The organism is Cellulomonas sp. P4_H12 (assembly GCF_056400905.1).
Genome location: NZ_JBFUKJ010000028.1, coordinates 23,048 through 37,490, shown reverse-complemented (window position 1 = coordinate 37,490; position 14,443 = coordinate 23,048). Strand labels below are relative to the sequence as shown.

The 14,443-nt window shown below is 72.0% G+C and carries 12 protein-coding genes; 10 read left to right on the top strand and 2 right to left on the bottom strand.

The features are described from left to right. Window positions 1–156 precede the first annotated feature (156 nt). The 4 genes from AC1DQC_RS15880 to AC1DQC_RS15865 all read left to right on the top strand — a co-directional run bounded on the left by AC1DQC_RS15880 (window position 157) and on the right by AC1DQC_RS15865 (window position 4,449). A complete protein-coding gene (locus AC1DQC_RS15880; protein ID WP_477052210.1) occupies window positions 157–1,533 on the top strand; it encodes an ABC transporter substrate-binding protein in 1,377 nt (458 codons plus the stop codon). 116 nt (window positions 1,534–1,649) lie between these two features. Next, window positions 1,650–2,627 carry a carbohydrate ABC transporter permease gene (locus tag AC1DQC_RS15875; protein WP_477052209.1) on the top strand — a complete coding sequence of 326 codons (978 nt, stop codon included), beginning with the start codon at window positions 1,650–1,652 and terminating at the stop codon, window positions 2,625–2,627. Continuing rightward, window positions 2,624–3,559: a carbohydrate ABC transporter permease gene (locus tag AC1DQC_RS15870; RefSeq protein WP_477052208.1), complete on the top strand. Its 936-nt coding sequence runs from the start codon at window positions 2,624–2,626 to the stop codon at window positions 3,557–3,559. Before AC1DQC_RS15875 ends, AC1DQC_RS15870 begins: the two co-directional genes overlap by 4 nt. A 23-nt stretch (window positions 3,560–3,582) precedes the next feature. Next, window positions 3,583–4,449: an EamA family transporter gene (locus tag AC1DQC_RS15865; RefSeq protein WP_477052207.1), complete on the top strand. Its 867-nt coding sequence runs from the start codon at window positions 3,583–3,585 to the stop codon at window positions 4,447–4,449. Window positions 4,450–4,456: 7 nt separating this feature from the next. Here AC1DQC_RS15865 and AC1DQC_RS15860 read toward each other — a convergent pair whose 3' ends face one another. Then, window positions 4,457–4,978, bottom strand: coding sequence for a bacterial proteasome activator family protein (locus AC1DQC_RS15860; protein ID WP_477052206.1), 522 nt, complete (start codon window positions 4,976–4,978; stop codon window positions 4,457–4,459). Window positions 4,979–5,044: 66 nt separating this feature from the next. On the opposite strand from AC1DQC_RS15860, the gene AC1DQC_RS15855 reads away from it, so the two are divergent. Continuing rightward, window positions 5,045–6,274, top strand: a complete 1,230-nt coding sequence (locus tag AC1DQC_RS15855) for an AGE family epimerase/isomerase (RefSeq protein WP_477052205.1) — start codon at window positions 5,045–5,047, stop codon at window positions 6,272–6,274. Window positions 6,275–6,355: 81 nt separating this feature from the next. On the opposite strand, the gene AC1DQC_RS15850 is transcribed toward AC1DQC_RS15855, so the two are convergent. Further along, the gene (locus tag AC1DQC_RS15850) at window positions 6,356–7,336 is read right to left on the bottom strand and encodes an NAD(P)H-quinone oxidoreductase (RefSeq protein WP_477052204.1); all 981 of its coding nucleotides are present in this window, start codon (window positions 7,334–7,336) and stop codon (window positions 6,356–6,358) included. 260 nt (window positions 7,337–7,596) lie between these two features. On the opposite strand from AC1DQC_RS15850, the gene AC1DQC_RS15845 reads away from it, so the two are divergent. The 5 genes from AC1DQC_RS15845 (at window position 7,597) to AC1DQC_RS15825 (ending at window position 14,442) form a co-directional block, all read left to right on the top strand. Further along, window positions 7,597–12,264: an ATP-binding protein gene (locus AC1DQC_RS15845; RefSeq protein WP_477052203.1), complete on the top strand. Its 4,668-nt coding sequence runs from the start codon at window positions 7,597–7,599 to the stop codon at window positions 12,262–12,264. 85 nt (window positions 12,265–12,349) lie between these two features. Further along, window positions 12,350–12,799 carry a roadblock/LC7 domain-containing protein gene (locus AC1DQC_RS15840; RefSeq protein ID WP_028051268.1) on the top strand — a complete coding sequence of 150 codons (450 nt, stop codon included), beginning with the start codon at window positions 12,350–12,352 and terminating at the stop codon, window positions 12,797–12,799. Window positions 12,800–12,822: 23 nt separating this feature from the next. After that, the gene (locus tag AC1DQC_RS15835; protein WP_456824043.1) at window positions 12,823–13,200 is read left to right on the top strand and encodes a DUF742 domain-containing protein; all 378 of its coding nucleotides are present in this window, start codon (window positions 12,823–12,825) and stop codon (window positions 13,198–13,200) included. Further along, a complete protein-coding gene (locus tag AC1DQC_RS15830) occupies window positions 13,181–13,792 on the top strand; it encodes a GTP-binding protein (protein ID WP_055916480.1) in 612 nt (203 codons plus the stop codon). Before AC1DQC_RS15835 ends, AC1DQC_RS15830 begins: the two co-directional genes overlap by 20 nt. A gap of 86 nt (window positions 13,793–13,878) precedes the next feature. Further along, window positions 13,879–14,442 carry a type II toxin-antitoxin system VapC family toxin gene (locus AC1DQC_RS15825; RefSeq protein ID WP_477052202.1) on the top strand — a complete coding sequence of 188 codons (564 nt, stop codon included), beginning with the start codon at window positions 13,879–13,881 and terminating at the stop codon, window positions 14,440–14,442. Window position 14,443 lies beyond the last annotated feature (1 nt).

Here is a 14,443-nt window from a genome sequence, read left to right as displayed (position 1 = left end):
GACCGTTCCCGTCCGCCGTGCCCTCGCCGTGACTGAATCGTGACCGGTTTGCACCGGCTTATCGGTTGCGCCCGTCTTACGTAAAGGCTTGCATCGCTTGCAAGGGCGCGGGGCATTCACCTGCGCTCAACCGGTGCATGACGACGTGGAGGTCTCATGAACGGCACGCGAAAGCGTCGCGGGTACGTGGCAGCAGCGGCAGCGAGCGCAGGGCTCGCGCTCGTGCTGACGGGGTGTTCGGGCGGCGGGGACGACGGCGGAGACGGGGGCAGCACCGACAACGCGACGTCCGACTGCTCCCTCTACGACTCGTACGGCGACCTGAGCGGCAAGACGGTCTCGATCTACGCCGGCATCACCACCCCGGAGGACAAGCCCTACACGGACTCCTTCAAGGCGTTCGAGGACTGCACGGGCGTCAAGGTCGACTACCAGGCCGACAAGAGCTTCGAGCAGCAGATCCTGGTCCAGGCGCAGGCGAAGAACACGCCGGACATCGCCATCGTCCCGCAGCCCGGCCTGCTGGCCCAGCTGGTGGCGACGGGCACCGTCGTCGCCGCGCCCCAGGCCGTCGCGGACAACGTCGAGAAGTTCTGGGACCCGTCCTGGAAGGACTACGGCTCGGTCGACGGCACGTTCTACGCGGCACCGTCGGGCGCCAGCGTGAAGTCGCTCGTCTGGTACTCGCCGAAGCAGTTCAAGGACAACGGCTGGGAGGTCCCGACGACGCTCGACGAGCTGCAGAAGCTCTCCGACGACATCGCGGCCACCGGGATCAAGCCGTGGTGCGCCGGCATCGCCTCGGGTGACGCGACCGGCTGGCCGATCACCGACTGGATGGAGGACATGATGCTCCGGGTCGCCAGCCCGGAGTCCTTCGACAAGTGGGTCTCGCACGAGGAGGCGTTCAACTCCGCCGACCCGACCAAGGCGCTCGACGCCGTGGGCGACTACCTGAAGAACACCAAGTACGTGAACGGTGGCTTCGGCGACGTCACGTCCATCGCGAGCACCGCGTTCCAGGACGGCGGCCTGCCGATCCTCGACGGTCAGTGCGCGCTGCACCGCCAGGCCTCGTTCTACGCGGCCAACTGGCCCGAGGGCACCAAGGTGGCCGAGGACGGCGACGTCTTCGCGTTCTACCTGCCGGGCATGAAGGCCGACGACCACCCGGTGCTCGGCGCCGGCGAGTTCGTGACCGCGTTCAGCGACCGTCCCGAGGTGCAGGCGCTCCAGGAGTTCTGGTCCACCGACACCTGGGCGAACATCAAGGCGAAGGCGAGCTCGGAGGACACCGGCGGTGGCTGGATCTCCGCCAACAAGGGGCTCGACACCGCCAACCTGGTGAACCCGATCGACCTGCTCTCCGCCAAGATCCTGCAGGACCCGAACACGGTGTTCCGCTTCGACGGCTCGGACCGCATGCCGGCCGCCGCGAACTCCGTGTTCTGGAAGGAAGCGACCAACTGGATCACCGGGCAGGACACGAAGTCGACGCTCGACAAGATCGAGGCCGCCTGGCCGACGTCCTGAGCTGAGGCCGGTCCCCGGGAGTCGTGCGCGGCTCCCGGGGACCGGCCTGCACTCCGACAGTGCCGTCGTCCGTCGCCGGCCGCCGTTGTCCGTCGTCGTCCCCGTCCGGAGGTCCGATGCAGCTCGCCGACAAGCTCGGAGCGATGGTGATCGCGCTGCTCGCGTTCACCGTCGTGATCGGTCTGATCCTGTTCGTCGTCTCGCTCCTGGAGAAACGAGGCGTCAAGCGGGTCGCCTGGTTCTTCGTCGGGCCGACGTTCCTGCTCCTCCTGCTCGGCCTGGTGTACCCGGCCGTGCGCACCGTCATCCGCTCGTTCTTCGACGCCGCCGGCAAGGCCTTCATCGGCGTCGACAACTACACGGCGATCTTCACGTCCCCCGACCAGCTCGTGGTCCTGCGCAACACCGTGCTCTGGGTGCTCGTGGCGCCGGTCGTCGCGACGGTCGTCGGCCTCGTCTACGCCATCATCGTCGACGGCGCCAGGGGCGAGGCGCTCGCGAAGTCGCTGATCTTCCTGCCCATCGCCATCTCGTTCGTCGGGGCGTCGATCATCTGGAAGTTCGTGTACGAGTACCGGTTCTACGACCCGACGCTCAAGGTCAACCCGCAGCAGATCGGCCTGCTCAACCAGATCATCGTGTGGCTGGGCGGCAGCCCCCAGCAGTTCCTCATCAACCAGCCGTGGAACAACCTGTTCCTCATCGTGGTGATGATCTGGATCCAGGCCGGGTTCGCCATGACGATCCTGTCGGCGGCGATCAAGGCCATCCCGCAGGACATGGTGGAGGCCGCGCGGCTCGACGGGGTGTCGTCGTGGGGGATGTTCCGGTTCATCACCATCCCGACCATCCGGCCCACGCTCGTGGTCGTCCTCACCACGATCGCCATCGGCAGCCTCAAGGTCTTCGACATCGTCCGCACCATGACCGGCGGCCAGTTCGGCACCAGCGTCGTGGCGAACGAGTTCTTCACGCAGAGCTTCAGCGCGGGCAACCAGGGACTGGGTGCGGCCCTCGCCGTGCTCCTGTTCATCCTGGTGATCCCGATCATCGTCTACAACATCCGGCAGATCCGGCGATCGGAGGCACGATGAGCACCGTCGGACCCCAGCTGGACACGACCGGGATCGTCCGCGGCACGGACGACCAGGCCGGCGACGTCCGGGGTGTCGCGGAGGCCACGAAGAAGCGGTTGACGTCGCCGTGGGCCTCGCTCGCCGCCGTGGTCCTGGCGGTCGTGTGGACCGTGCCGACGCTCGGGCTGTTCATCAGCTCGTTCCGGCCGGCCGCGGACATCAACAAGTCGGGCTGGTGGACCGTCTTCACCAACCCGAACTTCACGCTCGAGAACTACCAGACGGTGCTGTCGTCCGACAGCTCGTCGTCGCTCGCGCCGTACATCATCAACTCGATCGTCATCACGATCCCGGCCGTCCTCATCCCGCTGCTCATCGCGTCGCTGTGCGCCTACGGGTTCGCGTGGATGAACTTCTGGGGCAAGAACGCGCTGTTCGTCGCCGTGTTCGCACTGCAGATCGTGCCCATCCAGGTCACGCTCATCCCGCTGCTGACCATCTACGCGGACATCAACATCGCGGGCACGTTCTGGGCGATCTGGCTGTCGCACACCATGTTCGCCCTACCGCTCGCGGTGTTCCTGCTGCACAACTTCATGAAGGAGATCCCCGGCGAGCTCATCGAGGCCGCGCGCGTCGACGGTGCCGGGCACGTGACGATCTTCTTCCGGCTCATGCTGCCGATCCTCAAGCCCGCCCTGGCGGCCTTCGGCATCTTCCAGTTCCTGTGGGTGTGGAACGACCTGCTCGTCGCGCTGACGTTCGCCGGGTCGTCCCAGAAGGTCGCGCCGCTGACGGTCGCCCTCTACAACCTCACGGGTCAGCGCGGCACGCAGTGGTACCTGCTCACCGCCGGGGCGTTCGTGTCGATCATCGTGCCGGTGATCGTGTTCCTCAGCCTGCAGCGGTACTTCGTCCGCGGGCTGCTCGCCGGGTCCGTGAAGGGGTGAGCACAACCACCTAGCCTGGGGCCGTGCCCGCGCCCCTGCTGTTCGTCCTGTCGGGGCTGACCCAGTACCTGGGGGCGGCGCTCGCGGTCGGCATCTTCGGCACGGTCGCCGCGGGCACGGTGGCGTGGTTGCGTATCGCGGTCGCCGCGGTCGTCCTGCTCGTCTGGCGACGACCGTGGCGGTCCCGCGCCCTGTGGACGCGCACCGAGCTGCGCACGGCCGTGGTGTTCGGCGTGGTGCTCGGCGTGATGAACGTGGCGTTCTACATCGCGATCGACCACCTGCCGCTCGGCACCGCGGTGTCCATCGAGTTCCTCGGGCCCGTCGCCGTCGCCGCCGTGACGGGCCGCGGGTGGCGCGACCGCGTGGGCATCGCGATCGCCGCGGTCGGGGTCGTGCTGCTGGCCGGGGTCAGCCTGGACGCCGGCCCGGACGCGGTCATCGGGCTCGTCGCGATCCTCGTGGCCGCCGCCTGCTGGGCGGCGTACATCCTGCTGGGCCGCCGCGTGGCGCGTGCCGCGTCCGGGGGGATCACGGGGCTCTCGGTCGCCATGGCCGCGGGGGCCGTGGTGCTCGCGCCGTTCCTCGCGGGCGGCGCGGGGCCGGTGCTGCACGACGCCCGGCTCGCCGCGCTCGTCGTCGCGATCGCCGTGTGCTCGTCGGTCATCCCCTACGCGCTCGAGCAGGTGGTGCTCCGCCGGGTCCGGGCGGCGACGTTCGCCGTGCTCCTGGCGATGCTGCCCGCGACCGCCGCCGTCGTCGGAGCCGTCGTGCTCGGGCAGGTGCCGCACGGGCTCGAGGTGGTCGGGCTGCTGCTGGTGTCCGGCGCGATCGTGCTCACGGGCCTCGACCGCGAGGAGCCGGCCGGCGAGGCGCCGCCGCCGGCGTGACCGCGCGCTAGAGGTACTGCCCCGTGGACGGGTCGCGGCGCCCGACGTCCGCCTGCGGCGCCGGAACCTGGCCGGGGGGCAGCTGGCGACGCATGCCGGTCAGCTGGGACTGCGCCGCCATCTGCTGCGCGACGAGCGCCGTCTGGATGCCGTGGAACAGACCCTCGAGCCAGCCGACCAGCTGTGCCTGCGCGATCCGGAGCTCGGCGTCCGACGGCGCCTGGTCCTCGACGAACGGCAGCGTGATGCGGTGCAGCTCCGCGACGAGCTCCGGCGACAGGCCCTCCTCGAGCTCGTGCAGCGACCGCTCGTGGATCTCCGCGAGCCGGGCGCGGGCGGCGTCGTCGAGCGGCGCGCTGCGCACCTCGTCGAGAAGCTGCTTGATCATCGTGCCGATGCGCATGACCTTCGCGGGCTGGCCGACCAGGGACGTGATGTCCTCGGGGGCGTCGTCCTCCTGGCCCGCGTCGAGCACCACTACGCGAGGCTGCTCGTCCGGGGCGGAGGTCTGGGGGTCGTTGTCGCTCACCCGGGCATTCTGTCCGACTCGGGGGCTCGGCGCAGGGGGTGCGGCCGCGTCGCTAGGGTGGTCGCCATGGCCTGGCTCACCACCTCCGCACACGCCCGATGGCTCGAGGCCGAGACCGACCGGCTCCTCGCGTTCGGACGGGCCTCCGTCGTCCCCGGCGGGTTCGCCCGGCAGGACGAGGCGGGCGACGCCGTCGACGGCCCCCTGGAGCTGTGGATCGCGTGCCGCATGACGCACGTCTACGCGATCGGTCACCTGCTGGGCCGCCCGGGCTCGGCCGCGCTGGTGGACCACGGCCTCGCGGCTCTGGCCACGACGTTCCGCGACGACGAGCACGGCGGCTGGTTCGCGGAGGTCGAGCGGGACGGCACCCCCCGCGACGCCGCCAAGGCCGCCTACCCGCACGCGTTCGTCGTCCTCGCGGCGTCGAGCGGCGTCGCGGCCGGCAGGCCCGGCGCCCGCGCGCTGCTGGACGAGGCGCTCGCCGTGTCCGAGCAGCGGTTCTGGGACGACGAGGCCGGCATGGTCGTGGAGGAGTGGGACCGGACGTTCTCGACCCTGGACGGCTACCGCGGGGTCAACGCCAACATGCACACCGTCGAGGCGTACCTGGCGGCCGCGGACGTGACCGGGCAGCGGGTCTGGCTGGACCGCGCGCTACGGATCGTGGAGCGCGTCGTGCACGGCTGGGCCGCGGGCAACGAGTGGCGCATCCCCGAGCACTTCGACGCCGACTGGGCACCCGACCTCGAGTACAACGTCGACACCCCCGCGCACCCGTTCCGTCCCTACGGCGCGACCATCGGCCACTGGTTCGAGTGGGCCCGCCTCACCCTGCACGCCCGCGCCGCCGTCACCGCGCGCGGCGACGTCGCCCCCGCCTGGCTGATCGAGGACGCGATCTCGCTCTTCGACGCCGGGGTCCGCGAGGGCTGGGACGTCGACGGGGCACCCGGTTTCGTCTACACGGTCGACTGGTCCGGCGCGCCCGTGGTGCGCGAGCGCATGCACTGGGTGGCCGCGGAGGCCGTGGCTGCCGCGGCCGCGCTGCACGCCGCGACGGGCGAGGAGCGGTTCGACGCCGCCTACACGCAGTGGTGGGAGTACATCGGCGAGCACGTGCTCGACCGCGTCGGCGGGTCGTGGTGGCACGAGCTCGGCACCGACAACCGGGTGTCCCGCACGGTCTGGGCCGGCAAGGCGGACCTCTACCACGCGGTGCAGGCCACCCTGATCCCGCGCCTGCCCCTCACACCGATGATCGCCCCCGCGCTCGCCGCAGGCCTCCTGGACTGAGGCACACCCGGCTCCGGGACGTCCGAAGAAGCGGCTGTCCTGGCGACCGGATCTTCGGACGTTGTGCTCGCGATGCGCGGGTCAGGGGAGCAGGAGGACCTTGCCGAAGGCCTCGCCGTTCTCCAGCAGGCGGTGGGCGTCGGCGGCCCGCTCGAACGGGAGCCGCGCGTGCACGACCGGCCGCACGGAGCCGTCGGCGACCAGCGGCCACACGTGCCGACGGACGCCGTCCATGATCGCGACCTTCTGGTCGTGCGGACGGGACCGCAGCATGGTGCCGAGGATGCTCGCGCGCTTGCCGAGGAGCACGGACAGGTCCAGCTCGCCGCGGCGGCCCTGCTGCATCCCGATGACGACGAGCCGGCCGTCGTCGGCGAGCACCGCCAGGTTCTCCGCCAGGCCGCCCGCACCCAGCACGTCGAGCACGACGTCGACGCCGCGGCCGTCGGTCGCGTCGAGCACCCGGTCGACGAGGCCGGGCTCGCGGTGGTCGACCACCACGTCGGCGCCCAGCTCCCGGACCCGCGCGCACCGCTCGGCGCCGCCGGCGGTCGCGATCACCCGGGTGCCGAGCGCGTGCCCCAGCTGGACGGCGGCGGACCCGACGCCCCCGGAGCCGCCGCGCACCAGCAGGGTCTCGTCCGGCGAGAGGCGGGCAGCGCGCAGGTTGGACCAGACGGTCGCCAGGGCCTCCGGCAGCGCGGCGGCGTCGACGGTCGGCAGGCCGTCCGGGAGGCGCAGCGCGAGCGCGGCCGGCACGGCGACGCGCTCGGCGTACCCGCCCCCGGCCAGCAAGGCGGCGACCCGGTCGCCCACCGCGAGGTCGTCCGCACCCAGGCCGTCCCCGCGCGCGACGACCGTGCCCGACACCTCGAGGCCCGGCCACGCGGGCGCGCCGGGAGGCGGGGGATAGGCACCGGCCCGCTGGAGCAGGTCCGCCCTGTTGACTCCGGCCGCCGCGACCTCGACTATCAGGTCCAGCGGTCCGGGGGCGGGTTCGGCCACCTCGTCGACTGCGAGGACGTCCGGATCGCCCGGCTTCGTGATCACCACCGCACGCACGTCCGCACAGTAACCCGCAGGGAACCCCAGGACGCCGCTGCACACCGCACGTCCCGCTGCTAGCACACGGCACCCGAAAGGGGTGCCATGTCGCCGTATCCCAGCGGGTGAGGTCCATGGCAAACTCTGCCGCGGGCTAATGGTCTGGCGTCCAGGAGCCGATGAAGGGCAACGGGACACCTCGCAGGTCGACTGACCAGAGGGGCACGACCGGTACGGCCGCTGGCGATACCTGCGGTCGGAAGACGGAAGGGAACGACATGCTGCGACGGCTCGGCATCCGCGCCAAAGTGATGGCTGTCCTTGCCGTCCCTATCCTCGTCATCTTCGGCGCGGGTGCGTACATCTCCTACGGGGCCCTGCAGGACCTCCGGTACGCCAAGGCGGCCGAGGGCGTCATCAGCACCCTCGAGGCCTACGGCCCGCTCGCGAGCGCGGTGCAGACCGAGCGACTCCTCTCCCTCAACGGTGGGACGCCCGAGCAGATCGCCGCGGCCCGCGCCGAGACCGACGCCGCGCTGGCGTCCGTCCGGCCCTCCACCGCGAAGCTGGACCTGTCGCAGTTCCCGCAGCCGGTGGTCAACCAGTTCCTCGCCGTCCAGTCCGCGTACAACACGATGCTCCCGTCGCTGCGTACCCGCGTGGACACCAAGGCGCAGCGCGCGCTCATCCAGCGCAACTACGGCGACCTGATCTCCGGCCAGATCTCCCTCGTCGAGCAGGTGTCGAACTCCCTGCACAACCGCGAGCTCTCGTCCTACGTGACGGCCTACAAGGAGACGAGCCAGACGGCCGACAACCTGGTCGCCGAGCTCATCAACGGAATCGCGCTGTGGACCGCGAAGGCTGAGTCGCCCGCACTGCTGCGCACGTTCACCAACAGCAGCGCCGCCACCGAGCTCTCCCGTGGCCGCGCCCGCAACGCCGTCGCCGGCCTGGGCGTCACCGACCTCGCGCTTCCGCAGAAGGACCCGACGTCGAAGTTCACGCAGATCCGGTCGCTCCTGTCGCAGGGCAACGCGCAGGGCTTCGCCGCGGTCGACCCCACCGTCTTCGCCGGGGAGATCCAGACCCAGCTGGCCACGCTCGCCGAGGTGAACGGCAAGGTCCTCGCCGCTGCCGACGCCGTCGCCGAGCAGGCCGTGACCGACGCCCAGACGCGGGCCCTGATCACCGTCGGTGCCGCTGTCCTCGCCGCAGCCCTGTCGCTGCTCCTCGCGCTCGTCGTCTCCCGGTCGATCATCGTCCCGCTGCGTCGTCTGACGAAGGCCGCCGCCGACGTCCGCGAGCAGCTGCCGCGACTGGTCGAGCAGGTGGCCGTCCCCGGTGAGGGCCCCGAGATCACCCTGGCGCCCATCCCCGTGACGTCCCGCGACGAGGTCGGCCAGCTGGCCGCCGCGTTCAACGCGGTGAACCAGACCACCGTCTCGGTCGCCCAGGAGCAGGCCGCCCTGCGTGGGTCCATCGCGGAGATGTTCGTCAACGTCGCCCGGCGCGACCAGGTGCTCCTCAACCGCCAGCTGTCGTTCATCGACTCGCTCGAGCGTGCTGAGGAAGACCCGAGCACCCTGGCGAACCTGTTCCGCCTCGACCACCTCGCCACCCGCATGCGTCGTAACGCGGAGTCCCTCCTCGTCCTCGCCGGCATCGACTCCGGCCGCCGCCTGCGCGACGCCATGCCCCTCTCGGACGTCGTCCGCACCGCCTCGTCGGAGATCGAGCAGTACGACCGCGTCGAGCTCGACCTGCAGGTCGACCCGCACATGCACGGCTTCAACGCCCTCGGCGCGGCGCACCTGCTCGCCGAGCTGCTGGAGAACGCGACGATCTTCTCCGAGCCGGAGACGCCCGTCACGGTGAGCACCGGCGTCTCCGGCCAGTTCGTCGTCGTCCGCGTCCTCGACCAGGGCCTGGGCATGAGCGACGCCGAGCTCGAGGCCGCCAACGCGAAGATCTACTCGACCTCCGCGAGCGACTCGCTCGGTAACCAGCGACTCGGCCTCTTCGTCGTCGGCCGCATCGCCCAGCGCCTCGGCGCCGAGGTGAAGCTGCTCAAGGCGGCGCACGGCACCGGCACCGAGACCATCGTCAAGTTCCCCGCGACGCTCTTCGTCGCGACCGAGACCGCCCTCTACGGCGCCGGCGCACCGGCTGCCCTCGCGGCGCCCCGCGTCGACCCCGGCATGCCGCAGATCGAGGCGCCCGTCGTCGAGGAGGTCGACCTCGCGGCACTGACCGACGGTCAGACGTCCCTCGGCCTGCCCCACCGTCGTCGTCGTGAGGACGGCGCGGACGAGCAGGTCGGCGCCGTCCCGGTGACCGAGCTCGCGCAGTCCACCGGACTGCCGACGCGGTCGAAGAAGACGTTCGACGAGGACAACCTGGTCCTGCCCGAGGCGCCCGACGGCCGCATCGCACCCGAGATCCAGGCCGCAGGCTCCGACTGGATGCCGGCAACCGTCGCCCCCGAGAAGGGCGGCCTGCCGAGCCGCAGCCGCGCCTCGACGTCCGCCTGGGCGCAGCCGGAGGAGCCGACGTCCACCGCGTCCGCCGCCGCACCCGCCCCTGCCGCCCGCGCCGGCCTGTTCTCCGGCTTCCGCGGTCGCACCGAGACGCCCGCCGTGAGCACGAACACCGACGAGAACCTCGTGGTGCCGGGCCTGGCGACGGACGACGAGCGCGCCATGCCGCCCGCCCAGTCCAACGCCGTCCGCGCCCCCTGGATGTCGAGCGGTGCGCACGCGGCGCCGGTCGAGCCGATGGTGGTCCCCAAGCTCGTCGACGACGAGGACTCGTGGGAGGCCCAGGAGGCCGAGAACCGCGAGGCGCAGAACGTCGCCGCCGCCGCTGCGCTCGCCGAGGTCGCGCCCGAGGCCGAGGAGGCTCCCGAGTGGACGCCGACCCCCGCCTGGGACTCCGCCGAGACCGAGACCGCCGAGGCTCCGGCCTGGGCACCGACCCCCGCGTGGGACACCGCTGAGGCACCGGTCGCCGACGAGACCCCGTCGTGGGAGGCGCCCGTCGCTGAGGCTGCGGCCTCGGAGGCGCCCGTCGTCGAGGAGACCTCGTCGTGGGAGGCGCCTGTCGCTGAGGCTGCGGCCTGGGAGGCGCCCGTCGTCGAGGAGACCTCGTCGTGGGAGGCGCCTGTAGCTGAGGCTGCGGCCTGGGAGGCGCCCGTCGAGGCTGCAGCTTGGGACGCGCCTGTCGCCGAGGAGACTCCCGCCTGGGAGGCGCCCGTCGCGCAGGAGACCCCCGCCTGGGAGGCTCCCGCCGCGTCCGACATGCAGGCGTGGGACCAGACGGTCGTCGACGACGAGCCGGCTTGGGAGGCGCCCGTCGTCTCCGAGCAGGCTCCCGCCGCCCTGACAGCCCGGGGCGCGGCTCCGGCCGCTGCGTCGGAGCCCGAGGCCGCCGAGGTCGCTGCCGCGGACGAGCCCGTCGCGCCTGCCGTGCYGGTCCAGACCTTCACGTCCTACAGCGGCTACGCGGGCTGGGGCGCTCCGGCGTCCGACGTGCCCGCGCCGTACGTCCCGTTCGAGCGGACGCTCGACGAGGCCCGTGCCTGGCACACCGGCGCCATGCCGATCGTGCCCGAGCCCGTTGCGCAGGTCGCGGCGCCCGCCGCCCCCGTCCAGGAGCAGCCGGCCGCAGAGCCGGCCACCGACGACGCCGCCTGGCCGGCCCCCGCCTGGGAGCCGCCCACCTGGCAGGCGCCCGAGTGGCAGGAGCAGGCCGCCGAGGCCGTCGCCGAGCCCGAGGTCGCCCCCGAGCCCGAGCCCGAGCCCGAGCTGGCGGTCGTCGACGGTGTCGCGTTCCGTCGCGTCTACCTCGAGCCGGACCCCGAGCCCGCGTTCGACACCGAGGCTGAGGCCGAGGTCGCGACCGAGTACGAGGCAGCGCCCGAGCCGCAGCCCGTCGCCGAGCAGGAGGCGCCCGTCTGGGCGGCTCCCGCCCAGGAGGCACCGGCCTGGCCGACCTTCCAGGCGCCGCAGGCCGAGGTCGAGTCGCCGACGCAGCTGTTCACCCCGATCGAGGCAGCCGCCGCCGTCACGCCGGAGCCGGTGGCCTACGCGCCGCAGGCACCGGTGTACCAGGAGGCTCCGGTCGCGTTCGCGGCTCCCGAGCAGGTCGCCGCCCCCGTGTGGGCACCGACCGCCGCTCCGGCCGCACCGGCAGCGCCCGAGGCGCCGTTCGCCGAGCTCGTGCAGACGCCGTCGGACGACGCCAAGGGGCGTCGCCGCTGGAGCCTGTTCGGCAAGAAGAAGGCGGACGAGGCTCCCGAGCTCGCCGCCCCGGTCGCCCAGGCTCCGGTGGCCGTCCCGGCCCCGGAGCCGGTCAGCCAGGCCGCCCCCGTGCGCACCTCGGCGTGGACCGCGGAGGCTGCTGCCCCGCAGTCGCCGGTCGGCGCCGACTCATCGCAGTCGTGGATGGCGTCGACCGCGTGGTCGGCCCCCGTGGCTCCGGCCCCGGTCGCACCGGTCCAGGCCCCGAAGGCGCCGGCTCCCCTGGAGCCCGCACCGACCGGCTCCTGGCAGCCGCCCGAGTGGGCCGCCCGTCCGGGTGGCAACCCCGCACCCGCGTCGACGGTCCCGCAGCCCACGCTGCCGCCGTCGGTCGCCCCCCGGGTCGGCACGCTCGACGACGAGGTGGCGGCGATGCTCGCCCTCCGGTCGGACATCCAGGAGCAGGCACTCTCCGAGCTCTCCCAGCTCTCGGCCTACCGGCCGGCGGCGTCGGGCGGCAACGCGGAGCGCCTGACCAAGCGAGTCCCCACAGCTGTCCCGGCGACGACCGTCACCGAGGACGAAGGGAAGCCCGTGCAGCGTGACGCGGACCAGCTCCGGTCGCGTCTGTCGAGCTTCCAGTCCGGGACCTCTCGTGGCCGCCGCGCCACGGAGGACCCGTCCGGCCAGAACGGCGTGAGCTGATGACTGCCCCCGACCCCACAACCGTCGTCACCGCCATGGTGGCGTCTGACCCCGCAGTCATCGACTGCACCAGCAAGGAGGAAGTGTGACCGCGCTCAGCACCGAGGCAGCCAACTTCGGCTGGCTCCTGGACAACTTCGTCCGGACCGTGCCCGGCACCCGCCACACACTCGTGGTGTCTGCGGACGGTCTTCTCATGGCGATGTCCGAGCAGCTCGACCGCACCAGCGGCGACCAGCTCGCGGCCATCGTCTCCGGGATGTCGAGCCTGACCCGTGGCGCCGCGCGCCAGCTTCGTGCGGGGGAGGTGCGTCAGGCGATCATCGAGATGGACAACTTGTTCCTCTTCCTCATGAGCGTCTCGAACGGCTCCGTCCTCGCCGTGGTCGCGGAGTCCAGCTGCGACGTGGGCCTCATCGGCTACGAGATGGCGATGCTCGTCTCTCGTACCGAGGCGACCCTCACGCCGCAGCTCATCTCCGAGATGCGTGGTCAGCTCCCCGTCGACGGCGCGACGCGCGCGCCGGTGGCCTGACAGCCACGAGGAGAGACTGACTCATGAGCGAGCACATCGAGTACGAGGCCAGAACGGTCCGGCCCTATGCCGTGACCGGTGGCCGCGTGCGCTCGGCGCGCTCCGACCTGCCTCTCGAGGCACTGGTCGAGGTGATGCCCGGCGCCGTCGCGAGCCAGGGTCTGCCGCCCGAGAAGCGGGCGATCCTGCAGCATGCAGCGTCCAACTACATCTCGGTGGCAGAGCTCTCCGCTCTGCTCCACCTGCCGCTCGGCGTGATCCGGATCCTCGTATCCGATCTCTCTGACCAGCAGTACGTGCGCGTGCACACCTCACAGCCGGTCGAGGTCAACACCGGTGAGTCCCCTGCCCTGTCCCTCAGCGTGCTGGAGAGTGTTCTCAATGGCATTTCCGCCCTCTGACGCCGCTGTGGCCGCTCCGGCGGGCACGGCAGGAAGCGTCGCACCCACAGTCGTGAAGATCGTCGTCGCCGGCGGTTTCGCCGTCGGCAAGACGACCTTCATCGGCTCCATCTCCGACATCGAGCCCCTCAACACCGAGGCCGCGATGACAGAGCACTCGGTCGGCGTCGACGACGCCGGCGGTGTGTCCGACCGCAAGACCACCACGACGGTGGCGATGGACTTCGGTCGCATCGCGCTGCCGGGGTCGCTCTGGCTGTACCTGTTCGGCACCCCTGGCCAGGACCGGTTCCTGTTCATGTGGGACGACCTGGTTCGCGGCGCCATCGGTGCCGTCGTGCTGGTCGACACCGACCGGCTCGACCAGTGCTTCCCGGCCGTGGACTACTTCGAGAGCCGTGGCATCCCGTTCGTCGTGGGTGTCAACTGCTTCGACGGCGTCGCCAAGCACCAGCTCGACGACGTCCGCGAGGCGCTCGCGATCCCCGCGCACGTGCCGGTCCTCTACACGGACGCCCGGTCGCGTGCGGCCACGAAGCAGGCGCTCATCTCGCTCGTGCAGCTCGCGATGGAGCGTCTGCGCAGCCGGTGACCCTCGAGGTCACACCTGACGGCGGCCGGCCCCTGCAGGGGGGTCGGCCGCAGTCGTGTGCCGGCGTCGTGGGGGATCATGGGGGCGTGCCCGACTCGTCGTCCGTCCCGTCGCCACGTCCGCGTGGCGACGACGGCGCGGGCGTGATCCCGCAGCCGCGCGCGGCGCGGGACGAGGAGCTCCTGCCCTCGACGCCGCCGACCCGCGCACCGCGTCCCGCGGCGGCCCCGACGCAGCGCGTCTACGCTGACGGGTCGGCGCTCTCCCGGTACCTGGACGGTGCGCCGTGCCGCAGGCAGTGGCTCGCGTGGACCGCGGAGCACGAGGCGCAGCTGATCACCACACCCCTGGGTCTCACCGAGCTGCGCCGCGTCGCCCGGCCGAGGGGCGTCGAGGCGAGCGGCGTCGCGCACGAGGTGGAGGAGCGGGTCGAGGTGATCCGCTTCTCCGACCAGACGCTGCGCGCGGCGACGAAGGTCTCGGGCGTGCTCCCGCCGTTCATCGCCCTGCACATCGGTGCCGCGCTCGCGCACCCGGACGTCGCGAGCGTGGCGACGTACGACGTGCAGCTCGCCCAGGTCTCGGCGCTGCACGGGCTGGCGGTCGTGTCGCCGGGCTGGCCGGCCCTGTGGTGGGAGCGGTCCGGGTGAA

Coding starts and splice junctions, on each gene's coding strand:
- AC1DQC_RS15830 (WP_055916480.1), top strand. CDS start 13,181: ATGGCATTTCCGCCCTCTGACGCCGCTGTGGCCGCTCCGGCGGGCACG.
- AC1DQC_RS15835 (WP_456824043.1), top strand. CDS start 12,823: ATGAGCGAGCACATCGAGTACGAGGCCAGAACGGTCCGGCCCTATGCC.
- AC1DQC_RS15855 (WP_477052205.1), top strand. CDS start 5,045: ATGGCCTGGCTCACCACCTCCGCACACGCCCGATGGCTCGAGGCCGAG.
- AC1DQC_RS15870 (WP_477052208.1), top strand. CDS start 2,624: ATGAGCACCGTCGGACCCCAGCTGGACACGACCGGGATCGTCCGCGGC.
- AC1DQC_RS15875 (WP_477052209.1), top strand. CDS start 1,650: ATGCAGCTCGCCGACAAGCTCGGAGCGATGGTGATCGCGCTGCTCGCG.
- AC1DQC_RS15880 (WP_477052210.1), top strand. CDS start 157: ATGAACGGCACGCGAAAGCGTCGCGGGTACGTGGCAGCAGCGGCAGCG.